The sequence below is a fragment of the Saccharopolyspora cebuensis genome (genome assembly GCF_039542665.1).
Lineage (GTDB): Bacteria > Actinomycetota > Actinomycetes > Mycobacteriales > Pseudonocardiaceae > Saccharopolyspora > Saccharopolyspora cebuensis.
Window position 1 is genome coordinate 14,751 of sequence record NZ_BAABII010000004.1, and the last position, 20,161, is coordinate 34,911.

24 protein-coding genes are annotated in these 20,161 nt (G+C 73.5%); 14 read left to right on the forward strand and 10 right to left on the reverse strand.

Annotation, left to right across the window (positions count from 1 at the left end; genetic code table 11):
* Positions 1 to 95: 95 nt before the first annotated feature.
* Positions 96 to 695: a hypothetical protein gene (locus tag ABD976_RS06600; protein WP_345358840.1), complete on the forward strand. Its 600-nt coding sequence runs from the start codon at positions 96 to 98 to the stop codon at positions 693 to 695.
* Here ABD976_RS06600 and disA read toward each other — a convergent pair.
* The 3 genes from disA to ABD976_RS06615 form a co-directional block, all read right to left on the reverse strand.
* Positions 686 to 1,750 carry a DNA integrity scanning diadenylate cyclase DisA gene (disA, locus tag ABD976_RS06605; RefSeq protein WP_345358843.1) on the reverse strand — a complete coding sequence of 355 codons (1,065 nt, stop codon included), beginning with the start codon at positions 1,748 to 1,750 and terminating at the stop codon, positions 686 to 688. The genes ABD976_RS06600 and disA overlap by 10 nt on opposite strands.
* Positions 1,747 to 3,132 (reverse strand): DNA repair protein RadA, encoded by a 1,386-nt coding sequence (gene radA / locus ABD976_RS06610; protein ID WP_345358846.1) that lies wholly within the window; start codon positions 3,130 to 3,132, stop codon positions 1,747 to 1,749. The genes disA and radA overlap by 4 nt, the downstream gene beginning before the upstream one ends.
* 156 nt (positions 3,133 to 3,288) lie before the next feature.
* Positions 3,289 to 3,870, reverse strand: a complete 582-nt coding sequence (locus ABD976_RS06615) for a copper chaperone PCu(A)C domain-containing protein (RefSeq protein WP_345358849.1) — start codon at positions 3,868 to 3,870, stop codon at positions 3,289 to 3,291.
* Positions 3,871 to 4,145: 275 nt separating this feature from the next.
* On the opposite strand from ABD976_RS06615, the gene ABD976_RS06620 reads away from it, so the two are divergent.
* The 8 genes from ABD976_RS06620 (at position 4,146) to ABD976_RS06655 (ending at position 11,323) form a co-directional block, all read left to right on the forward strand.
* Positions 4,146 to 4,634, forward strand: a complete 489-nt coding sequence (locus ABD976_RS06620; protein WP_009947449.1) for a CarD family transcriptional regulator — start codon at positions 4,146 to 4,148, stop codon at positions 4,632 to 4,634.
* Positions 4,635 to 4,639: 5 nt separating this feature from the next.
* Entirely contained in the window at positions 4,640 to 5,329 is a 690-nt protein-coding gene (gene ispD / locus ABD976_RS06625) for a 2-C-methyl-D-erythritol 4-phosphate cytidylyltransferase (protein WP_345358852.1), read from the forward strand.
* The gene (gene ispF / locus ABD976_RS06630) at positions 5,326 to 5,838 is read left to right on the forward strand and encodes a 2-C-methyl-D-erythritol 2,4-cyclodiphosphate synthase (protein ID WP_345358855.1); all 513 of its coding nucleotides are present in this window, start codon (positions 5,326 to 5,328) and stop codon (positions 5,836 to 5,838) included. The genes ispD and ispF overlap by 4 nt, the downstream gene beginning before the upstream one ends.
* A gap of 64 nt (positions 5,839 to 5,902) precedes the next feature.
* Positions 5,903 to 6,100, forward strand: a complete 198-nt coding sequence (locus ABD976_RS06635; RefSeq protein WP_345358858.1) for a hypothetical protein — start codon at positions 5,903 to 5,905, stop codon at positions 6,098 to 6,100.
* A 466-nt stretch (positions 6,101 to 6,566) separates the two neighbouring features.
* Positions 6,567 to 7,250 carry an HAD family hydrolase gene (locus tag ABD976_RS06640; RefSeq protein WP_345358861.1) on the forward strand — a complete coding sequence of 228 codons (684 nt, stop codon included), beginning with the start codon at positions 6,567 to 6,569 and terminating at the stop codon, positions 7,248 to 7,250.
* A gap of 62 nt (positions 7,251 to 7,312) precedes the next feature.
* Positions 7,313 to 8,704: a cysteine--tRNA ligase gene (cysS, locus tag ABD976_RS06645; RefSeq protein ID WP_345358864.1), complete on the forward strand. Its 1,392-nt coding sequence runs from the start codon at positions 7,313 to 7,315 to the stop codon at positions 8,702 to 8,704.
* Positions 8,705 to 8,706: 2 nt separating this feature from the next.
* Positions 8,707 to 9,666, forward strand: a complete 960-nt coding sequence (rlmB, locus tag ABD976_RS06650) for a 23S rRNA (guanosine(2251)-2'-O)-methyltransferase RlmB (RefSeq protein ID WP_345358867.1) — start codon at positions 8,707 to 8,709, stop codon at positions 9,664 to 9,666.
* Positions 9,667 to 9,889: 223 nt separating this feature from the next.
* A complete protein-coding gene (locus ABD976_RS06655; protein WP_345358870.1) occupies positions 9,890 to 11,323 on the forward strand; it encodes an MBOAT family O-acyltransferase in 1,434 nt (477 codons plus the stop codon).
* A 57-nt stretch (positions 11,324 to 11,380) separates the two neighbouring features.
* Here ABD976_RS06655 and ABD976_RS06660 read toward each other — a convergent pair whose 3' ends face one another.
* The 3 genes from ABD976_RS06660 to ABD976_RS06670 are packed head-to-tail and all read right to left on the reverse strand — an operon-like array spanning position 11,381 to position 12,865.
* Positions 11,381 to 11,854: a GNAT family N-acetyltransferase gene (locus ABD976_RS06660; protein WP_345358873.1), complete on the reverse strand. Its 474-nt coding sequence runs from the start codon at positions 11,852 to 11,854 to the stop codon at positions 11,381 to 11,383.
* Entirely contained in the window at positions 11,851 to 12,141 is a 291-nt protein-coding gene (locus tag ABD976_RS06665) for a hypothetical protein (protein WP_345358876.1), read from the reverse strand. The genes ABD976_RS06660 and ABD976_RS06665 overlap by 4 nt, the downstream gene beginning before the upstream one ends.
* Before the next feature lie 25 nt (positions 12,142 to 12,166).
* Positions 12,167 to 12,865, reverse strand: a complete 699-nt coding sequence (locus ABD976_RS06670; protein WP_345358879.1) for a GPP34 family phosphoprotein — start codon at positions 12,863 to 12,865, stop codon at positions 12,167 to 12,169.
* Positions 12,866 to 13,054: 189 nt separating this feature from the next.
* Between ABD976_RS06670 and ABD976_RS06675 the strand changes: the two genes are divergently transcribed.
* Genes ABD976_RS06675 through ABD976_RS06685 form a run of 3 tightly spaced genes read left to right on the forward strand, consistent with a single transcriptional unit; the run spans position 13,055 to position 14,938 of the window.
* Entirely contained in the window at positions 13,055 to 13,192 is a 138-nt protein-coding gene (locus tag ABD976_RS06675) for a hypothetical protein (protein ID WP_345358882.1), read from the forward strand.
* Between the two features lie 56 nt (positions 13,193 to 13,248).
* Positions 13,249 to 13,614: a VOC family protein gene (locus tag ABD976_RS06680; protein ID WP_345358885.1), complete on the forward strand. Its 366-nt coding sequence runs from the start codon at positions 13,249 to 13,251 to the stop codon at positions 13,612 to 13,614.
* A gap of 49 nt (positions 13,615 to 13,663) precedes the next feature.
* Positions 13,664 to 14,938, forward strand: a complete 1,275-nt coding sequence (locus ABD976_RS06685) for an alginate O-acetyltransferase AlgX-related protein (RefSeq protein WP_345358888.1) — start codon at positions 13,664 to 13,666, stop codon at positions 14,936 to 14,938.
* 30 nt (positions 14,939 to 14,968) lie between these two features.
* On the opposite strand, the gene ABD976_RS06690 is transcribed toward ABD976_RS06685, so the two are convergent.
* Positions 14,969 to 15,148 carry a hypothetical protein gene (locus ABD976_RS06690; RefSeq protein WP_345358891.1) on the reverse strand — a complete coding sequence of 60 codons (180 nt, stop codon included), beginning with the start codon at positions 15,146 to 15,148 and terminating at the stop codon, positions 14,969 to 14,971.
* A 111-nt stretch (positions 15,149 to 15,259) separates the two neighbouring features.
* Between ABD976_RS06690 and ABD976_RS06695 the strand changes: the two genes are divergently transcribed.
* Positions 15,260 to 15,775 carry a hypothetical protein gene (locus ABD976_RS06695; RefSeq protein WP_345358893.1) on the forward strand — a complete coding sequence of 172 codons (516 nt, stop codon included), beginning with the start codon at positions 15,260 to 15,262 and terminating at the stop codon, positions 15,773 to 15,775.
* Positions 15,776 to 15,793: 18 nt separating this feature from the next.
* On the opposite strand, the gene ABD976_RS06700 is transcribed toward ABD976_RS06695, so the two are convergent.
* The 3 genes from ABD976_RS06700 to ABD976_RS06710 are packed head-to-tail and all read right to left on the reverse strand — an operon-like array spanning position 15,794 to position 18,555.
* Positions 15,794 to 16,672, reverse strand: a complete 879-nt coding sequence (locus ABD976_RS06700; protein WP_345358896.1) for a metal ABC transporter permease — start codon at positions 16,670 to 16,672, stop codon at positions 15,794 to 15,796.
* A complete protein-coding gene (locus tag ABD976_RS06705; protein ID WP_345358899.1) occupies positions 16,669 to 17,478 on the reverse strand; it encodes a metal ABC transporter ATP-binding protein in 810 nt (269 codons plus the stop codon). Before ABD976_RS06705 ends, ABD976_RS06700 begins: the two co-directional genes overlap by 4 nt.
* Before the next feature lie 3 nt (positions 17,479 to 17,481).
* On the reverse strand, positions 17,482 to 18,555 hold the full coding sequence (locus tag ABD976_RS06710; RefSeq protein WP_345358902.1) for a metal ABC transporter solute-binding protein, Zn/Mn family: 1,074 nt from the start codon (positions 18,553 to 18,555) through the stop codon (positions 17,482 to 17,484).
* A gap of 943 nt (positions 18,556 to 19,498) precedes the next feature.
* Here ABD976_RS06710 and ABD976_RS06715 point away from each other — a divergent pair.
* Entirely contained in the window at positions 19,499 to 19,861 is a 363-nt protein-coding gene (locus tag ABD976_RS06715; RefSeq protein ID WP_345358905.1) for a hypothetical protein, read from the forward strand.
* Positions 19,862 to 20,161: the final 300 nt, after the last annotated feature.

Here is a 20,161-nt window from a genome sequence, read left to right on the forward strand (position 1 = left end):
ACTCAGGACGTGATCACGGCGGGTGATCAGGTTTGCGCCTATCGGGTGGTGTTCGGTTGGGCCGAATGGATCTTGTGCCGGGTTACCGTCGGACCGTGCTCGATCCTTCCGGTCCCCTGCCGCCCGCGGTGTACTGGCGCCGCCGGGCCCTCGCGCTGGGCGCCGCCGCGCTCGCGGCGGTGCTGGCCGGCTGGGGCGCGGTGGCGCTGCTCGACGGGCCCGCCGAACCTCCCGCACCGGTCGCCGCACCACCCCCGCCGCCCGAGGCGCTGGCCGCCGAACCCGCCCCACCGCCCTGCCCGGACTCCGCGCTGCGGATCGCCGCCGAGGTGGCCCGGCCCGAGTTCCGCGCCGACGAGCGGGTGGAGTTCACCGCGGTGCTGACCAACGTCGGCGACACCGGCTGCGTGCGCGACACCAACCGGATGCTGCGCGAGGTCGTGGTGCACACCGCCGAAGGCGAGCGCGTCTGGTCCAGCGCGGACTGCGCCATCGAGTCCACCAACGAGCTCCCGGTGCTGGAACCGGGCGGCGCCGTCCGCCACGAGATCACCTGGACCGGGCGCGGCTCGGTGCCCGGCTGCGCCGCCGCCGGCGAACCGGTGCCGTCCGGCGAGTACCAGGTCACCGCCCGGCTCGACGGCATCACCAGCGCCCCGGCGCCGTTCCGGATCACGCCCGCCGCTCAGGCGTAGCGGTCCACGATGGACGTCTCGGCCAGCCGGGACAGCCCCTCCCGGACCGTCCGGGCCCGGTGCTCGCCGATCCCCGCCCGCCGCAGGTCCTCCGCCGACGCGGCCAGCAGGTCCTGCAAGGAACCGAAGTGCTCGACGAGCTCGCGCCGGGTGCTCGCGGGCAGCCGCGGCACCCGCGCCAGCAGCCGATAGCCGCGCGGGCTCAGGTGCTGGTCGAGGGCGGTCGCCGGGTAGCCGAACGCCCGGGCGATCGCCGCCAGGTCCAGCAGCTCGGTGCCGTCCAGGGCGCGCAGCGCCGCGTCCACCTGCTCCGGCGCGGGCACCGCCCCGCCGGTCGGCAGGTACTCCCGCACGATCAGCTCGCGGTCCAGGTCCAAGCCGCCGACCAGCTCGTCGAGCTGGAGCGCGATCAGCCGCCCGTCCTCGCCGAGCTCCACCACGTCACCGGTGATCTCGTCGGCGATCCGGACCACCATCTCCATCCGCTGCACCACCGCCATGGCGTCGCGCAGCGTCACCGAATCCTCGATCTCCAGCGCCGAGAGCACCTGCGCCACCTCGGCGAGCCGGTCGGTGTAGCGCTCCAGGGTGGCCAGCGCCTGGTTCGCCCGGGACAGGATGTCCGGCGAGCCGATCAGCAGGTGCCGGTGTTCCCGCAGGTAGAGGCTGATGATGCTCATCGACTGGCTCACCGACACCACCGGGTGACCGGTGTGGATCGCGGTGCGCTCGGCCGTGCGGTGCCGGGTGCCGGACTCCTCGGTGGGGATGCGGGCGTCGGGCACCAGGTGGACGTTGGCCCGCACGATCCGGGTGGCGTCGGTGGACAGCACCACCGCCCCGTCCATCTTGGACAGCTCGCGCAGCCGGGTGGCGCTGAACTCCACGTCGAGGTGGAAGCCGCCGTCGCACAGCGCCTCCACCACCGCGTCGTAGCCGAGCACCACCAGCCCGCCGGTCCGCCCGCGCAGGATCCGCTCCAGCCCGTCGCGCAGCGCGGTGCCGGGGGCCAGCCAGGCCAGCGCGGACCGCAGTTCCTCGCTGCTGGGCGTCATCCCCGGCCCCGGCGCAGCACCGCGACGGCGTCCTTGATCGTCGCGACGGAGGTGGCCCGGATCCCGTCCGGCAGCGGCCCCGGGTCCGGCGGCACCAGCGCCCGCTCGAAGCCGAGCCGCGCCGCCTCGGCGAGCCGCCTGCCGACGCCGGTGACCCGGCGGATCTCCCCCGCCAGCCCGACCTCGCCCACCGCGACCAGGTTCGACGGCAGCGGCTTGCCCCAGCAGGAGGAGGCCACCGCCAGCGCGACCGCGAGGTCGGCGGCGGGCTCGGTCACCTTCATGCCGCCGACCGTGGCGGCGAACACGTCCTGGTCGTGGGTGCCCACCGCGGTGTGCTTGTTCAGCACCGCGAGCATCATCGACACCCGCGCCGAGTCCAGGCCGCTCACCGCGCGGCGCGGCACGGCCATCGTCGAGCGGGTCACCAGCGCCTGCACCTCGGTCAGCAGCGGGCGCTTGCCCTCCACCAGGACGCTCACCGCCGTGCCCTCGACCTGCTCCTGCTGCTCCCGGTTCACGAACAGCCCGGACGGGTCGGGCACCTCGGCGATGCCGTCGTCGCGCTGCTCGAAGCAGCCGACCTCGTCGGAGGGCCCGAAGCGGTTCTTCACGCCGCGCAGCATCCGCAGCGCGGAGTGCCGGTCGCCCTCGAAGTGCAGCACCACGTCGACCAGGTGTTCCAGCACCCGCGGCCCGGCCACCGCGCCGTCCTTGGTGACGTGCCCGACCAGCACCACCGGCAGCCCGCGCTCCTTGGCCAGCGCCACCAGCGCCGTGGTCACCGCGCGGACCTGCGTCACCCCGCCGGGGCTGCCCTCGGCCTGCGGCGACTGCACGGTCTGCACCGAGTCGACGATGAGCAGGCCGGGGCGCACCGCGTCGACGTGGCCGAGCACCGCGCCGAGGTCGCTCTCGGCGCCGAGGAACAGCTCCGGGTGGACCGAGTCGGTGCGCTCGGCGCGCAACCGGACCTGGCCGGCCGACTCCTCACCGGTGACGTAGAGGGAGGGGCCGGGCGAGGCGCCCGCGGCCCAGCGGTGCGCGACCTCCAGGAGCAGCGTGGACTTGCCCACACCCGGTTCCCCGGCCAGCAGCACCACGGCGCCGGGCACGATGCCGCCGCCGAGCACCCGGTCCAGCTCGGCGATGCCGGTGGACACCGAGCGGGCCGAGTCCAGGTCCACCTCGGCGATCGGCCGGGCCGGGGTGGACGGCGCGCCGGAGCTGACCTTGGACAGCGCCGGGCGCGGCGCGGCGACCTCCTCGATCGTGCCCCACGCCTGGCAGCCGGGGCAGCGGCCGACCCACTTGGCGACCTCGTGGCCGCAGTCGGCGCAGCGGAATCCGGGACGGGCGGCGCGGGCGTTCTTGGTGGGCACGGTCCGAGGCTAGCCGCCGCCCACGACCGCTCCTCGCGGCCCACGCGCCGGCGTGTCCGACCGGACACGCCGAGGACCGCCCGCGACGTGCGCGGACGGCCCTCGGTGACGTCTTTTTCGCGGCGGCTCCGCCCGGGAGGCGGGCCACCCCAACGCTCAGTGGCCGGTCTGCTCCGGTCCGTGCTCGGGGCTGTTGTGCTCGGGGCGCGGCTCCACGTCCTGGCCGATCGGCACCTGCACCGTGACCTCGCCCGCCTTCTCGAAGGCGAAGGTCACCGGGATGGTGACCCCGGCGGTGATCTGCTCGGTGAACCCGTTGACCGTGATGTTCACCGCACGCTGCTCCGGCGGGCGGACCTGGCCCGGGACGTGCAGGCCGTAGGCGTGCAGCGCGGTCCCGGACGGCAGCGCCTGCTCGCCGGTGACCTGCACGTTCGCCGCGTACGGGCTGCGCACGGCGACCAGCCGGTCGTCCGGGCCCTCGTTGGCGATGACGACCTCCAGCGGGGCCGAGGAGCCCTGCGGGTAGGCGCTGCCCGCGGCGGGGAAGGAGAACTCCGCGTTGCGCACGGCGATCTCGCCGACGTCACCCGATCCGCCGTTGACGGCGGCGACCTGGGTGTCGGTCTCGGTGATCTGGCCGGCACTGCAGCCGGAGAGGGCGACGACGGCGCCGAGCCCGAGTGCGGCCGGGATCAACCGCAGGCGGCGGGCCTTGTGGTGCTGAGGGCGGCTCACGGTTGCAGCGTCCTTCCTGATTGCCGGACAACCGAGATGAGCTTAATCCCCGTGGCGGCGGAGTTCATCATCGGGCGTGCCGAGGCGGTCCCGCGGGCGCCGCACAGCCGTCCACAGTGGAGGCTTTCAGGCTGCCGAAAGGCGCCGCCTTGCACGGCCGACAGCCGTTTGTCAAGCCCCGTCCGCGTCCTGACCTGCGAAGACGGACGGAGAGGCGGTCGAACTCCAGTTGCCCCCCGTGATAAACTGGTCGCAGCGAAAGGGGCAGAGGACACATGGTTTTCAAGGTCGGAGAGACCGTCGTCTACCCGCACCACGGTGCCGCGCTCATCGAAGCAATCGAGACCCGGGTGATCAAGGGCGAGGAGAAGCAGTACCTCGTCCTCAAGGTCGCCCAGGGCGACCTGACCGTGCGCGTTCCCGCCGACAACGCCGAGATCGTGGGCGTGCGGGACGTCGTCGGCCAGGAGGGTCTCGATCGGGTCTTCGATGTCCTGCGCGCTCCGCACACCGAGGAACCGACCAACTGGTCCCGACGGTACAAGGCCAATCTTGAGAAGCTCGCCTCCGGCGACGTGAACAAGGTGGCCGAAGTGGTGCGCGACCTCTGGCGACGCGAGAAGGATCGTGGCCTGTCCGCAGGCGAGAAGCGGATGCTGGCGAAAGCCCGCCAAATCCTGGTCAGCGAGCTCGCGCTGGCCGAGGGGACGGACGAGGGCAAGGCCGAGACCCTGCTGGACGAAGTCCTCGCCACCGCGGTGTAGCGCGGGTGAGCGTGGTGGCACTGGTCCCCGCCGCCGGTCGCGGGGTCCGTCTGGGTGCCGGCGTCCCCAAGGCGCTGGTACCGGTCAAGGGTGAATCGTTGTTGTCGCGCGCGGTCCGGGGTCTGCTCGACTCGGGCCGCGTTCGGCACGTCGTGGTGGCCGCTCCGGCCGACCAGGTGGACCTGGTCCGCGCCGAGCTGGCCGCCACCGAGTCCGCGCACGTGGTCGCGGGCGGCGCCGAGCGCACCGACTCGGTCCGCCGCGCGCTCGACGAGGCGCTGCGGGTGGTCCCCGACGCGAGCGTGGTGCTGGTGCACGACGCGGCCCGCGCGTTCACCCCGGCGAGCGTCGTCCGGGACGTGGTGGACGCCGTCGAGGCGGGCGCTCCCGCGGTGATCCCGGTGCTCCCGGTCACCGACACCGTCAAGGAGGTCGACGAGACCGGCGCGGTCGTCACCACGGTCGACCGGACCCGGCTGCGGGCGGTGCAGACGCCGCAGGGCTTCGCCGTCGACGTGCTCCAGCGCGCCTACGCCGAGTCGGGTGACATCGCCACCGACGACGCCGGGCTGGTTGAGCGGCTCGGCGTGCCGGTGCGCACGGTCCCCGGCCACCCGGACGCGCTCAAGATCACCACCGCCTTCGACCTGGCGGTGGCCGAATCCGTGCTGGCCCCGGCAGGAGAACCCGCGTGAACGAGGTGCTGCCCCGCGTCGGCCAGGGCGTCGACGTCCACCCGATCGAGCCCGGCCGGGAGTGCTGGGTGGCCGGGCTGCGCTGGCCCGGCGAGGACGGGTGCGCCGGGCACTCCGACGGCGACGTGGCCGCGCACGCGCTGTGCGACGCGCTGCTGTCGGCCGCCGGACTGGGTGACATCGGCGGCGTGTTCGGCACCGACGACGACCGCTGGGCCGGAGCGCACGGCGCGGACTTCCTGGCCGAGGTCCGCCGCCGGGTGGCCGAGGCCGGGTTCCGGGTCGGCAACGCCACGGTCCAGGTGATCGGCAACCGCCCCCGGATCGGCACCCGCCGGGACGAGGCGCAGCGGGTGCTCGGCGAGGCCGTCGGGGCGCCGGTGTCGGTCGCGGGCACGACCACCGACCGGCTCGGCCTCACCGGCCGCGGCGAGGGCGTCGCCGCGATCGCCACCGCGCTGCTGTTCCCGCTTGACCCGAACGGGTCCCCTCGTCGTAACGAGGACTGACGTCAGGGAAAACTCGGGGATGCGGCTCTGGTGAACCGGGGTCGCGGCCCGCCATCCTCGGATCATGGTGATCGAGCGGAACCGGTGGCTGCGTCGTCTGCTCGTCGTGCAACCGGTGGTGTCGTGGTCGGTGGCGTGCCTGCTGTGGGCCGCGGGCGGCGGGGTCGGCCTCGCGGTGGCGGTGGTGCTGCTCTGGGCGGGAACCCTGCTGTGCATCGCGGGCATCGTCGTCCCCCTGCGCAACGAAACCCGCCGCTGCTGACCACCACCCCACCCAAGGGCAACGACCGGCCCAAGCGCGCGGCCATACCGTTCACCCGTCGGGGACTTGAGTGAGGGGCACCCTTGCCCAAGTTACTCGGACAAGGGTGCCCCTCACTCAGTTCACGAACAGGCGAACGCACACCCGCAACCCCACCGGGCAAGCGGCTGCGCACGCGCTCGTCTGCACCACCGTCAGGCAAGCGGCGAAAGCCGCTTCCGCCTTACCCCACCCTCGCCACTGGCACCGCCGCGGGTTCTCAGCGGCCTTCTCGCGAGGACGCCCTGATGCCGTGTATGGGCATACATCAAGAAGGGCGCCCGGAGCGAGAAGGCCGCTGAGGTTCCGCCACCCGCACCGCTCCACAACCGGACCACCACACCTTCCCGACGAGAAGGCAGCTGAGGTTTCCGCCACCTGCACCGCCACGCTAGCCACGCCCGGCACCACTCCTTAGGCTGAGGTCGTGAGCATCGATGCTGTCCTGTTCGACTTCTCCGGCACCCTGTTCCGCCTCGAGGAGACCGCCTGGTCGCTCGGCGGGTTCACCGACTCCGGCGGGGAGCCGTTCGACGTGGCCGCGCAGGCCGAGATCATGCGCCGGATGACCGCCCCGTCGGGGCAGGTCGTGGAGCTGGAGCCGGAGTACGTGGAGGCCTGGGAGAAGCGCGATCTGGACCCGGTCCTGCACCGCAAGGTGTACCTGGAGGTGCTGCGCCGTTCCGGGCTGACGGTCCGGGAGCAGGCCGAGGAGCTCTACGGGCGGCTGATCGATCCGGCGTGCTGGACGCCGTACCCGGACACCGCCGGGGTGCTGCGCGGGCTGCGGGCGGCCGGGGTCCCGGTCGCGGTGATCAGCAACATCGCCTTCGACATCCGCCCCGCGTTCACCGAGCTGGGGGTCGCCGAGGACGTCGACGAGTTCCTGCTGTCCTTCGAAGAGGGCATGATCAAACCCGATCCGGCGGTGTTCCGCCTGGCCTGCGAGCGGCTCGGGGTGGCGCCGGAGCGGGCGTTGATGATCGGCGACAGCGAGGAGGCCGACGGCGGGGCCGCCGCGCTGGGCTGCCGCGTCGAGCTGGTCCAGCCGCTGCCCACCGACGAGCGGCCGGACGCGCTGCGGGCCGCGGTGGCGGGGCTGCTGGCCTGACCTGTGACGCGTCCCGCACCTGCGGTGATTCGGCGCGGCCGGGCACCCGTACCATCGGGGGCGTGAGCCTGCACCTGCACGACACCGCGACCCGCACCACGCGCGAGTTCCAGCCGCGCCGCGCCGGAGTGGCGTCGATCTACGTCTGCGGTGCCACGGTGCAGGGCGTGCCGCACGTGGGCCACGTGCGCAGCGGGCTGAACTTCGACGTGCTGCGGCGCTGGCTGGCGCACGGCGGCCTGGACGTCCGGCTGGTGCGCAACGTCACCGACATCGACGACAAGATCCTCACCAAGGCCGACGAGGCGGGCCGCCCGTGGTGGGAGTGGGCCGCGACCCACGAGCGGGCCTTCGAGGACGCCTACGACCGGCTGGGCTGCCTGCCGCCGTCGGCGCTGCCCCGGGCCACCGGGCACATCACCCAGATGATCGAGCTGATCCAGCGGCTGATCGACGGCGGGCACGCCTACCCGGCGTCCGGCGACGTCTACTTCTCGGTGGCCGCGCACCCGGAGTACGGCCGGTTGTCCGGGCAGCGGCTCGACGACGTGCAGCAGGGCGAGTCGGCCGCCGGGGGCAAGCGGGACCCGCGCGACTTCACGCTGTGGAAGGGCGCCAAGCCCGGCGAGCCGAGCTGGCCGACGCCGTGGGGCGCGGGCCGACCGGGCTGGCACCTGGAGTGCTCGGCGATGGCGACCTACTACCTCGGCTCCGAGTTCGACGTGCACGGCGGCGGCCTGGACCTGGTGTTCCCGCACCACGAGAACGAGCTCGCCCAGTCGCACGCGGCCGGGGACGGTTTCGCCCGGTACTGGCTGCACAACGCCTGGGTGACGATGAGCGGCGAGAAGATGTCGAAGTCGCTCGGCAACACGCTGTCGATCCCGGCGGTGCTCCAGCGGGCCCGGGCCAGCGAGCTGCGCTACTACCTGGTGACCCCGCACTACCGCTCGACGGTGGAGTTCTCCGAGGAGGGGCTGTCCGAGGCGGTGGCGACCTACCGCCGGATCGAGTCGTTCGTGCGGCGGGTGGTGCAGCGCACCGGTGGCGTCGAGCGCGGCGAGGTGACCCCGGAGTTCACCGCCGCGATGGACGACGACCTGGGCACGCCGCAGGCCATCGCCGCGGTGCACGGCGTGGTCCGGGACGGCAACGCCGCGCTGGACCGGGGCGCCGACGAGGAGGCGCGCACCGCGGCGGCGGCGGTGCGGACCATGACCGACGTGCTCGGGCTCGACCCGCTGTCCGAGCAGTGGGCCGAGGAGTCCGGCGCCGAGGACGCGGCGTTGGGCGCGCTCGGCGAGCTGGTCGAGTCGATGCTCGAGCAGCGCGCCCGGGCTCGCGCGGACCGGGATTTCGCCACCGCTGATCAGCTCCGGGATCGCTTGCTGGACAGCGGGATTGCCGTCGAGGACACCCCCGACGGTCCGATGTGGACTTTGAAGGACAGGTAGCTGTGGCAGGCAACGACAAGCGTCGCGGCGCGACGCGCAAGCCGGGGACGAAGAAGGGCATGGTGGTCGGTTCCGGCGGTCAGCGCCGCCGGGGGCTGCGCGGCAAGGGGCCGACGCCCAAGGCCCAGGACCGGGTTCCGCACCCCGCCAAGAAGCGGGCCGACGCCAAGGCCAAGGCCGAGCAGCAGCGCGCCAAGCGCAAGGCCCAGTCCGAGACCACGCCCGAGCTGATCGCCGGGCGCAACCCGGTGGTGGAGTGCCTGCGCGCCGGGGTGCCCGCGACCGGGCTGTACGTGGCGCAGGGCCTCGACATCGACGACCGCGTCAAGGAAGCCGTCCGGGTGGCCGGGGACAAGGGCATCGCGGTGGTCGACGTGCCGCGCACCGAGGTGGACCGGATGACCGGCGGCGCGCTGCACCAGGGCGTCGCGCTCCAGGTGCCGCCGTACCGGTACGCGCACCCGGAGGACGTGCTCCAGGCCGCGCGGGATTCCGGGCTGCCGCCGCTGGTCGTGGCGCTCGACGGGGTCACCGACCCGCGCAACCTCGGCGCGGTGATCCGGTCGGCGGCGGCCTTCGGCGCGCACGGCGTGGTGGTGCCGCAGCGGCGCAGCGCCGGGATGTCGGCGGTGGCGTGGCGCAGCAGCGCGGGCGCGGCGGCGAAGCTGCCGGTGGCGCGCGCGGTCAACCTCACCCGCACGCTCAAGGACTTCCAGGCGGAGGGCCTGATGGTGGTCGGCCTGGACGCCGACTCCGACATCACCTCCGACGAGCTGGAGCTGGCCACCGGACCGCTGGTCGTCGTGGTCGGTTCGGAGGGGCGCGGGCTGTCCCGGCTGGTGCGCGACACCTGCGACCAGACGGTGTCGGTCCCGATGATCGGCGAGGTGGAGTCGCTCAACGCCTCGGTCGCCGCGGGCATCGTGCTCTCCGAGGTCGCCCGCCGCCGGCGCCAGGGCTGACACCCACCCGTTCGTGAGTTGAGTGAGGGGCACCCTGTACCACGTCACTGGGTACAGGGTGCCCCTTACTCGACGCGGATTCACCTGTTCCGGGGTCATCGGCGGGGCCGCTCGACTAGGGTGTGCGAGGCGGTGACACCGCCCGCCACCACGTGCGCGGCCCCGGTCCCGGGGTCGCGGTGAGATGGGGAGGCCCCGGGCCTCCTGAACCCCCGGGGCCCCGATGTCGTTCGCCAGTCCGCTGTTCCTGTGGTACTTCCTGCCCGCCGTGCTCGCGGCGGTGCTGATCGCGCCGCGCGCCGGGCGCAACGCCGTGGTGGCGGTGGCGAGCCTGCTGTTCTACGCCAGCGGGGCGGGGGGCACCACGGCCCTGCTGCTGGCCTGCATCGTGGTGAACTTCCTCGTCGGCAGGCACCTGGAACCCGACGAGTGGGACCTGAACCGGTCGCGCCGGCGCGATCTGCTGATCGGCACCGTGGTGTTCAACCTGTCGATCCTCGCGGTGTGGAAGTACGCCGGGTTCGCCACCGCGCAGCTCGCGGTGCTCACCGAGTGGTTCGGCGGCGAGTTCCCGGTGCTGCAACTGGCGCTGCCGATCGGCATCTCCTTCTACACCTTCCACCACATCTCCTACGTGGTGGACATCTACCGGGGTGAACGGCCCGCGCTGCGCGACCCGGTCTCGTTCGTCACCTACATCTCGATGTTCCCGCAGCTCGTCGCGGGACCGATCGTGCGCTACCGGGAGATCGCCGACCAGCTCCCGCAGCACCGCTCCCACCGGCTCGACGACATCGCCGCCGGGTTCCCGCGCTTCGCCTGGGGCCTGACCAAGAAGGTCGTCATCGCCGACACCCTCGCGCCGATGGTCGGTGCCTGCTTCGCCACCCCGGCCGAGGACATGACGTTCGCGATCGCCTGGCTCGGCGCGCTCGGCTACACCATGCAGCTCTACTTCGACTTCTCCGGCTACTCCGACATGGCCATCGGGCTGGGCCGGATGCTCGGCTTCCGGCTGCCGGAGAACTTCGCGCGGCCGTACTCGTCGGTGACCATCACGGAGTTCTGGCGGCGCTGGCACATGTCGCTGTCCCGGTGGTTCCGCGACTACGTCTACATCCCGCTGGGCGGCAACCGGCGCGGCACCGCGCGCACCTACCGCAACCTGGCGATCATCTTCGTGCTCACCGGGTTCTGGCACGGCGCGGCGTGGACGTACCTGGTGTGGGGGTTGTTCCACGGCGCGCTGCTCGTCGTCGAGCGGGCCACCGGCTGGGACCGCTCCCCCGCCGGCGCGCCCGCCCGGATCGCCCGCCGGGCCCTGACCCTGCTGCTCGTGGTGTGCGGCTGGGTGTTCTTCCGCGCGCCCGACCTCGGCACCGCGTTCATGATGCTCGGCCACATGCTCGTGCCTGACCTGTCCGGGTTGACCGACGTGGTGGCGGCCTCGATGACCAACCAGCGCGCGGTGTTCCTGCTGCTGGCCCTGGTCGTGGTGCTGCTGCCCGCGAACTCCGGGACGGGCCCGTTCCTGGAATCGGTGCGGTCCCGCCCCGCCAACGCGCTGCGCGTCGCGGTGCTCACCGTCGGCCTGCTCTACTCCGGCCTGCTGGTGGCCACCGGCTCGTTCAGCCCATTCCTCTACTACCAGTTCTAGGCGCCTGCTGGACTGCCGAGGGGCCGGTCGGACGGCGCGGGCCGGTGCCGGGAGGGGTCACGAGCGGTCGCCGACCGCCGGGAGCGCGCGACCGAGGTGGACCGAGCGCGGGTCGTCGACGTGGAGTCCGAACGACGCCACCCGGGCGTACCCGGCGGAGCGGTAGAGGGCGAGGGCCGCGGGATGGCGCTCGTTGGTCTCCAGCACCAGTTCCGCCACCCCACCGGCGGCGGCGTCGGCCTCCAGCCAGCGCAGCACCGCGCGGGAGTGCCCGCGACCGCGGTGCTCGTCGGCCACGTACATCCGCTTGAGCTCGGCGCGTCCGCCGCCGAGGTGCCGCCAGCCGCCCATCGCGACCGCGGCGCCGTCAGCGTAGCCGACGCCGAAACCGCCTGCGGGCGGGGCGAACTCGCTCGCGTCGGTCGGCGTGTCGTCCGGCCCGCCGTAGATCCGGACGTACTCCGCTTGCAGCCGCTCGACGAGCGGGACGACGTCCGGGTGGTCGAAGCGGCGGATCTCCAGCGCGCTCACGGGGCGCTGCCCACGCAGTGGACGCAGCGGCGGTTCGTGCTCAAGGTGGGGTTCCCGCCACCGGTGGCCGTCAGCGTCTCACCGTTGCCGATCCGCTCCCACGCGCGCTCCACGCCGCGGATCTCGCCCCAATCGCCCATGCCGGTGTCGTTGTGGTGGACGCAGCGGTCCGGCAGGTGGGCCATCCGCCTGGGGCTGATCAGCACGACGTCGTGGTGGACGCGCGGGCGGGTGTGCTCGCACTGCCCCACCGGCAGGTCGCAGCGCTCGCAACGGCTCTCGGGCATGGTGTTCCGCTCCTCTGGTGGTTCGTCATTCGCCGCCCCCGCCGTCGCCGCCGTCGCCGTCACCGCTGACCTCGAAGCGGGTGCGCTTCGGCACGGCGGAGGCGAGCAGGAAGCTGGTGTCGCGCAGGTGCTCGGGGCGGAACGACCACCGGCCGAACCCGCGCTCGTCGTTCATCCGGTCGTCGCCCGGCTCGGGCAGCGCCAGGTCGCCGACCAGCTCGGCCGCCGCGACGAGATCGGACAGCAGGAGCCCGCGCCCGTCGACCCGCTGCCCGGCGGCGGCGATCCGCCGCACCGACACCCGGGCCAGCACCGGATCGGGCAGGTGGCGGTCCCGGACGAGCAGCCCACCCGGCAGGCGGCGCATCAGTCCACGCGCGATCAGCACCTCGCGGTGGTGCGGGAGCTGGTCGCGCCGCACCACCCACGGGCGCAGCGGGATCGGCCCCGGACCTCGCCGCGCCAACTCCGCCAGCACCCCGTCGGCCCACTCCAGGCCGGTCCACCCGGTACCGCGCGGCTCGATCTCGGCCCGGCGCACGAGCGGGACCTGGACGCCGCCCACCACGACCGGTCGGCTCCGGACCACGATCCGGCCGCGCAGCGCGAGTTCGGCGAGCTCCGCCGCCGCGCACGCCGCCGACGCCTGCCGCCGGGACGCCGGCGTCCCGCCCGCCAGGTGCAGCAGCAGCGCCATCTCCTCCGGCAGCGTCAGCACGGACATGGCCCCACCTTGCCCGAAAAGCGGGGCCGCCGACGGCTTTTCGACCAAGGTGATCGTCATCGCCCCCGGCCGCCAGGAACCACCTCGCGAGCGGTCCGGAGCCGCACCGATACCCTGGGTGACTCCTGATCGGTCGACGGAGAGGGACATGGCGGAGGCGATCGGACGCGCGCCGGGCGGTCCCGCGCGGTGACACCCGCGGACTACACCACGTGGTTCAGCGGTGATCTGCCGGTCGACCCGCCGCAATTGCCCGACCGGTCGCACTGGGCCGAGCCCACCCGGGACCTGCTGACCCAGCTCGTCCACCACCTCGAGGAGATGTAGGCCCGCTGTCGGTGCCCCGTGGGACCGTCGGCTCCCCGACGACCGGGGGAGGCGCGATGGGCGCGGGCAAGATCGTGGGATTCGACCTGACGGTGGCCGACGCACCGGCGATCCGGGACTTCTACGCCGCGGTGGTGGGCTGGCGCCCGGAACCGCTGAGCATGGGCGACTACGACGACTACCTGATGCTCAGCGCCGACGGCACGCCGGTCGCCGGCGTGTGCCACGCGCGGGGCGGCAACGCCGACCTGGCACCGCGCTGGCTCACCTACCTCGCGGTGCCGGACCTGGCCGAGTCCCTGCGGCAGGTCGTCGAGCTCGGCGGCACCGTGCTCCGCGAACCGGGCCCGGACGGCGGTTTCGCCGTCGTCCAGGACCCGGCGGGCGCGGTGCTGGCCCTGATGCCGGATCCGGCGGGCTGAACGGGCGGTTCCACCCCGTTCGGGGGACTCCGCCGGATACGGTGGCGGGGTGTCGCAGCGGCAGGAGCTCCCCCCGGTCCACGAAGCGTGGTTGCCCCGGGAACACCCGCTGCACCGCCCCCGGCACGGGCGGCGGCAGCTCACCGCGCTGGTCTGCGCCCTGCTGTTCTTCAGCACTCCGGCGGTGACGTGGCTGTTCGGCGCGCGGGCCGAGCCGCTGGAGAACCGGCCGCTGGCACCGTTCCCGAGCATCACCGAGGGCTGGGGCTTCTTCACCGGGCTCGGCCCGTGGGCCGCCGACCACCTGCCGTTCCGGCGGGACGCGGTGCACTCGGTGGACGCGCTGAGCCGCGGCCTGTTCGGCGAACCGGCCCGGCTGGACGGCGGCGCGCACGCCCCGCCGATCAGCGGCGGGCAGACCGACGCGGAACCGCAGCTCGACGAGAGCGCGTTCCCCAGCGTCATCGAGGGCGACCAGGGCTGGCTGTACCTCGGGCACGACATCTCCTACAAGTGCCTGCCGCGGCGCGACCTGGACCAGGTGATCGCGGGGCTGCGCCGGTGGCGGCAGGTGGTGGAGGCCTCGGGGCGGGAGTTCCAGCTCGTCATCGCGCCGGACAAGTCCACCGTCTACCCGGAGCACCTGCCCGACGAGTACGCCGGTCAGAACTGCGCCCGCGAAGCCGGGGAGGAGTTCTGGCGCCGGGTGCCCGCCGCCACCGGCGCCGTCGACATGCGCGCGGAACTCCGCTCCCTCGCCGAGCGCAACGGGCGGCCGATCTACCACGCCATCGACACGCACTGGACGCACGAGGGCGGCATCGCGATGACCTACCGGCTGGCCGAACGGCTGCGACCGGGCGTCACCGGGACCTGGACGCTCGAACCGAGCCGCCGCTACGAGCACAGCGCCGACATCCCCGACCAGCTCGGGCAGGACCGCACCGTCGACATCCAGGCCTACGCGCTGGCCCCGGACGGCGGCGGCGACAACACCCGCTTCGTGCCCAGCGACTTCCACGAACCGCTGCGGCTCGACTCGCCCACCAAACCGGGCATGGTCGAGGCACCGACCCGGATGATCGGCGACTCCTTCACCCAGTTCGCCAGCCCCTACCTCGCCGCCGCCTTCCAGGACCTCGCGATCGTGCACCCCGAGACGGTCGCGGAGGACACCGCCGCGACCGGCGCGCTGCTCGCCGAGGGCGAGGTGGTGGTCATGGAGCTCTCCGAGCGGTTCGTCGCGGGCGGGCGCTATGACCTGCTCGACCCGGCGGTGGCCGACCGCATCGGCGCCGTCCTCGCCGCCCACCCGGTCCCCTGACCCGTTCGCGAGCCCGGTTCCTCGGGCCGGTCAGGGCGGGACGTCATCCTGCTCGTCCGGGGACTCGGTGGGCGGCTGCTCGTCCGGGGGTTCCTCGTTCTCCGGGGCACCGCCCTCGGCCGGCTGCATCCCGTGTTCGCGCGGCGGCTCCCCGTTCGCCGGGCCGCCCTCGGCCGGTTGCATCCCGTGTTCGCGCGGCGGTTCCCCCATCGCCCCTCCAACCTCGGCTTCGCCGGTACCACCACGCCATACCCCCGCCCGGGCGGCGGCAAACGACCGCGGCGCGGCATGGCCGATCACCTCGCGGGTACCCGCGAGGGCATGGAGAAGCGAGCACTCGGGGAAGGCTTGGTCGCCGGAGCGGCCGGCGCGGTGGCCATGACGATCGGCGAGAAGATCGAGCAGCGCATCACCGGACGCCCCAGCTCCCACGTTCCGGGCCGCACCGCACAACGCGCGATGGGCGTGCGGGAGCGACGCCGACCGCGCGCGGGTAACTGGGCCATGCACTACGGGCAGGCGGTGCTGCTGGGGCCGCTGCGCTCGGTGATGGCGCACGCCGGCCTCCGCGGCCCGTGGGCTTCGGCGCAGTTCACCGTAGTCCGGTTGACCAACGACCAGATCCTGGAGAACGCCACCGGCATCGGTGCGCCACCCGAGACCTGGCCCCGCGCCGAACTGGCGGTCGACCTGATGCACAAGGCGGTGTACGCGTTCGCCGCCGGTGTGGTCGCCGACCGCCTCGCCGCACGTTCCGGTCCCGGCCCCGGGCAGCGGCACGCCGCGCGTCGACCCGGGCGCCGCCCGCACGTGGGACCGCTGCCCCGGAACCGGTGACCGAGCTCGCGCCCCTGGTCAGGCGGCGGCGGGCTCCCGGCTGGCCCGGGCCAGGCGCCGGGCGCCGACGACGCGGCACACCAGGTAGATCAGGAACGAGATGATCGTGACGAACGCGCTGACCGGGGCGCCCGGCGCCAGCGACAGCACGATCCCGCCGAGCACCGCGACCTCCGCGAACAGCACCGACAGCAGCGTCGCCAGCACCGGGCTCCCGGTCACCCGGGCCGCCGCCGCACCCGGCGTCACCATCAGCGCCAGCACCAGCAGCGCCCCCACCGTGTAGACGCCGAGCGCGGTGGCGATGCCGACCAGCACCGCGAACAGCGGGGTGAGCACCCGCACCGGGACCGCCCGCGCCGCCGCCACCTCCGGGTCGACGCTGGCGAACAGCAGCGGCCGGTAGACCACCACGAACACCACCAGCACCGCCGCGGCCGAGGTGGTCAGCAGCACCACGTCCGAGGAGTTCACGCCGACGATCTGGCCGACCAGCAGGCTGAACTTGTTCGCGGTGCGCCCGGGGTTGAGCCACAGCAGCAGCACGCCGACGCCCAGCCCGAACGACAGGATCGCGCCGATCACCGAATCCCGCTCGGACCCGCGCTGTCCCAGCAGCCCCAGCAGCAGCGCGGCCACCACCGCCCCGGCCAGCGCCCCGGCGCCGACGCTCGCGCCGACCAGCAGCGCGGCCGCGGCCCCGGTGAAGGCGAGTTCGGCCGTGCCGTGCACCGCGAAGGACATCTTGCGCGCCACCACCAGCGGCGCCAGGCAGCCCGACACCAGGCCGAGCGCGGCGGCGGCGAGCAGCGCCTGCTGCACGAACGGGTAGCCGAGCAGGTCCGCGGTCACCGAGAAGTCGAACAGACCGCCCAGCGCGTCGATGAAGTCGTTCACGCGTCCACCTCGTGCACGTGGTGGGACTCGGCCCCGTCGGTCCCGGCGACCACGAGGCGCCCGCCGACCCGCGCGACCTCGACGTCGGTGCGGAACAGCTCGGACAGGGTCGCGGAGTTCATCACCTCGTCCGGCGTGCCGATCCGGAACCGGCCGTCGACCAGGTACAGCACCCGGTCGACCAGCGGCAGCACCGGGTTGATCTCGTGGGTCACGAACAGCACCGCCGCACCGGCCTCCTCGGCCTGCCGCGCGATCAGCGAGCTCACCTTGCGCTGGTGCGCGAGGTCCAGCGACAGCAGCGGCTCGTCGCACAGCAGCACCGCCGGATCGCCGACCAGCGCCTGCGCCACCCGCACCCGCTGCTGCTCACCACCGGAGAGCAGGCCCAGCGGCATCCGCGCGTACTCGGCGGCGTCCACCGCGCGCAGCGCCCGGTCGACGCGCTGCTTGCGCTCCCGGCGACCGCGCCAGCCGACGCCCCAGCGGTGCCCGTCCAGGCCGAACCCGACCAGGTCGCTGCCGCGCACCGTCACGGTGCCCTCCAGCGTCCGCTGCTGCGGGATGTAGCCGATGCGGTCGTTGCCGCGCCGCGCCGGCTCCCCGGCGATCCGCACGGAACCCGCGGTGAGCTCCTGCATCCCGAGCAGCACCCGGAGCAGGCTGGTCTTGCCGGAGCCGTTGGGGCCCAGCACCGCGAGGAACTCCCCCGGTGCGACGTCGAGGTCCAGTCCGTCCCAGAGCGTGCGCGGGCCGTAGGACAGGGCGGCCCCGCGCAGGCCGACGGCGGGTTCGGTGGCGGTCATCGGTCAGCGGCTCCGGTTCAGCGCATCGTCGAGCGCGGTGATCTGGGCCCGCATCCAGGGCACGTAGCTCTGGCCCTCGGGCAGCGTCTCGGTCATCTCCACCACCGGGATCCCCTTGTCCTCGGCGGCGGCGCGGATGTTGCGGGTGACCGGGGACGCGGTCTGCGGGTTGTAGACGAGGGCGGCGGCGCGGCCGGAGTTCACCGCGTCCTGGATCTCGGCGACGGCCGCGGCCGACGGGTCCGATTCGGCCTCGACCGCGTTGACGAACGACTGCGGCGTGATGTCGCGCAGTCCGGCGGCCTCGACGAGGTAGTGCGCGATCGGCTCGGTGACCAGCACCTCGCGGCCCCGGTGCGCGTCGGCGAGCGCACCGACCCGGCCCTCCAAGCGTCCGACCTCGCTGCTGAACGCACCGGCGTTGCGGTGGTATTCCCCGGCGTGGGCCGGGTCCAGCGCGGCGAGCTCGACCGCGATCCGGCGCGCGACCTCGTGCATCACGTGCAGGTCGTACCAGACGTGCTCGTTGGCGTGCTCGTGCCCGGCGTGGTCGTGGCCCTGCTCGTCGTGGCCCTGCTCGGGCTCGGCGTGCTCGTCGTGGCCCTGCTCGGGCTCGTGCTCCTGCGCCGGGTGCTCGGCGCCGTGGTCCTCGTGGGCGTGCTGCTCGGCGCCGTGGCCTTCGTGGTCGTGGGCGTGGTCGTGCGCCCCTTCGGCACCGGTCCCCGCGACGGCCTCGACGACGGGCTTGCCCTCGGCCGCGGTGGACAGGATCTGCTCCATGAAGCCGTCGTAACCACCGCCGTTGAACACCACGAGGTCGGCGTCGGACACCTTGGCGGCGTCCCGCGGGCTGCTCTCGTAGGAGTGCGGGTCGGAGGCCGGATCGTTGATGATGGATTCGACCTGGACGCGCTGCCCGCCGACGGCCTCGGCCACGCTGCCCCAGGTGTTCGTCGAGGCCACGACCGTGATGCCGCCGCCGTCCTCGGCGGGCTGCTCGGTACCGCAACCGGCCAGCACCAGGCCCGCGGTGGCGAGTCCGGCGAGCGCGATCGCGCGGCGACGGGGGACGGTCATGGGCGCACTCCTGTTCCTCGTGGGACGACGGCGTGGCGTACCGAGCGGCAGCAGCGGAGCGTGACGGCGCTCTGCCCTCATAGGGTGGTATCCGGTCACGATCGGTTGCCTTCGAGCCTGCTGCGGTAACGGAAACCGTTGTCATGTGCAGTTTAAGCCCACCCGGACCGGTGGTTCCACCGACCACCCCATTTCCACAGCGCGGAACCGCCCTCCCCGCGGCGGGACGGATGGGGCGACCGGCGAGCCGCGGACGAGGGGCGGCGAGCCGCCCGACCTCCCCCGCACGGGGGCGCACGGGACACCGAGCCCCACGGCGAGGCCGAGCGTCCCCCGGCGCGGACGGCACCGCGACCCGACCGCACCCGCCCGGCACCGCACGACCCCGGAGCCCGCCACCACCGCACGCCCGACGGCACCCAGCCCGCACCCACCCCCGGCCCCGTCGTCCACAGCACGGCCCGCCGCCCCACACGCCCACCCGTCACCCGTCAGCGCAGCGAGCGAGGGGCACCTTCATCCGGCCATGTCGGATGAAGGTGCCCCTCACTCACAACTCGATCGAGTGATCAGCTTCGGAGTGGCGTGCTCGAAGGGGTGGTTCCCGCGTCTCAATTCAGGAACGGCTTCACCGGAACGGAGCGGTCGCCCGCGCGCGCCGAGGGCGTGCGGCGCGACACGCGAGGTTCATCCGTGCTGGTGAGACTGCCATGCCGCGGTCGGGACACGCCCGGCCGGGCCTATGATCACCTTGGGTAGTTCCTCGATCACGGAGCGGGAGGAGTGAGCAGGATGTGGGGCACGCGTCGTGGGGGTCGAGGTTCGTCGAGCTGGTGCGCGGGAGTGCGCGGGTAGCGCCGCAGGCGAGTTCCCCGACCCACCGCCCGCACGCCGGTCCCGCCGCCCCCGGCCGGACCGCCCGCCCAGCACCCGAGGAAGTCCCATGGTCGCCCCTGCCTCCCCCGAGGAAGCCCCGCACATCTCCGCGCTCCGCAGAGCAGCCGAGGGCGGGTTCCGGTTCCGCCCGCTCCCCGGCCCCCCGGGCGCGGAGATCACCGCCCTGTACGCCGAGCGGCACGGGCTCGGGATCGTCGAGACCATCGCGGTCCGCGACATCGGCGAAGCCGTCGCGACCCGCACCCGCGCCTGCGACTACCCGACGGGCGACCCGCTGTGGCAGCGCATCGGGGCCGTCGCCGACGTGGTCCTGGAGCTGCTCGACCTGCCCGCGCACGACCAACCCGGCGCCCCGGTCCGCTGCCACCGCCCGACGACCGCCCTGTGGCTCCCCGGCGACCTCTGCTGACCTCCCCATCCAGGGGAGGAGCGAGGGCTCGCCAATGGAGTGCGCGACGGTAGCGGAACCGCAGCGGCCTTCTCGCGGGAGCCGCTCGACGACGTACCAACCGAACCTACGGCTGTTCTCACCAGAAGACCGCTGAGAACACCCGCCGCGGTGCAAGCTCAGCGCCCCACCGCATCCGGATCCGCCGATTCCTCAGCGGACCTCACCCGAACGTGACATGAGTGAGGGGCACCCTTGCCCAAGTTACTGGGACAAGGGTGCCCCTCACCTCGTCAACACCACCTGAAACGGCTGAAGGGC

Excerpts from the sequence above, each read along its gene's own strand:
- disA (WP_345358843.1), bottom strand. The coding sequence starts at position 1,750 with ATGACGCCCAGCAGCGAGGAACTGCGGTCCGCGCTGGCCTGGCTGGCC.
- ABD976_RS06620 (WP_009947449.1), top strand. The coding sequence starts at position 4,146 with ATGGTTTTCAAGGTCGGAGAGACCGTCGTCTACCCGCACCACGGTGCC.
- ABD976_RS06635 (WP_345358858.1), top strand. The coding sequence starts at position 5,903 with ATGGTGATCGAGCGGAACCGGTGGCTGCGTCGTCTGCTCGTCGTGCAA.
- ABD976_RS06655 (WP_345358870.1), top strand. The coding sequence starts at position 9,890 with ATGTCGTTCGCCAGTCCGCTGTTCCTGTGGTACTTCCTGCCCGCCGTG.
- ABD976_RS06665 (WP_345358876.1), bottom strand. The coding sequence starts at position 12,141 with ATGCCCGAGAGCCGTTGCGAGCGCTGCGACCTGCCGGTGGGGCAGTGC.
- ABD976_RS06670 (WP_345358879.1), bottom strand. The coding sequence starts at position 12,865 with ATGTCCGTGCTGACGCTGCCGGAGGAGATGGCGCTGCTGCTGCACCTG.
- ABD976_RS06680 (WP_345358885.1), top strand. The coding sequence starts at position 13,249 with ATGGGCGCGGGCAAGATCGTGGGATTCGACCTGACGGTGGCCGACGCA.
- ABD976_RS06690 (WP_345358891.1), bottom strand. The coding sequence starts at position 15,148 with ATGGGGGAACCGCCGCGCGAACACGGGATGCAACCGGCCGAGGGCGGC.
- ABD976_RS06695 (WP_345358893.1), top strand. The coding sequence starts at position 15,260 with ATGGAGAAGCGAGCACTCGGGGAAGGCTTGGTCGCCGGAGCGGCCGGC.
- ABD976_RS06705 (WP_345358899.1), bottom strand. The coding sequence starts at position 17,478 with ATGACCGCCACCGAACCCGCCGTCGGCCTGCGCGGGGCCGCCCTGTCC.
- ABD976_RS06710 (WP_345358902.1), bottom strand. The coding sequence starts at position 18,555 with ATGACCGTCCCCCGTCGCCGCGCGATCGCGCTCGCCGGACTCGCCACC.
- ABD976_RS06715 (WP_345358905.1), top strand. The coding sequence starts at position 19,499 with ATGGTCGCCCCTGCCTCCCCCGAGGAAGCCCCGCACATCTCCGCGCTC.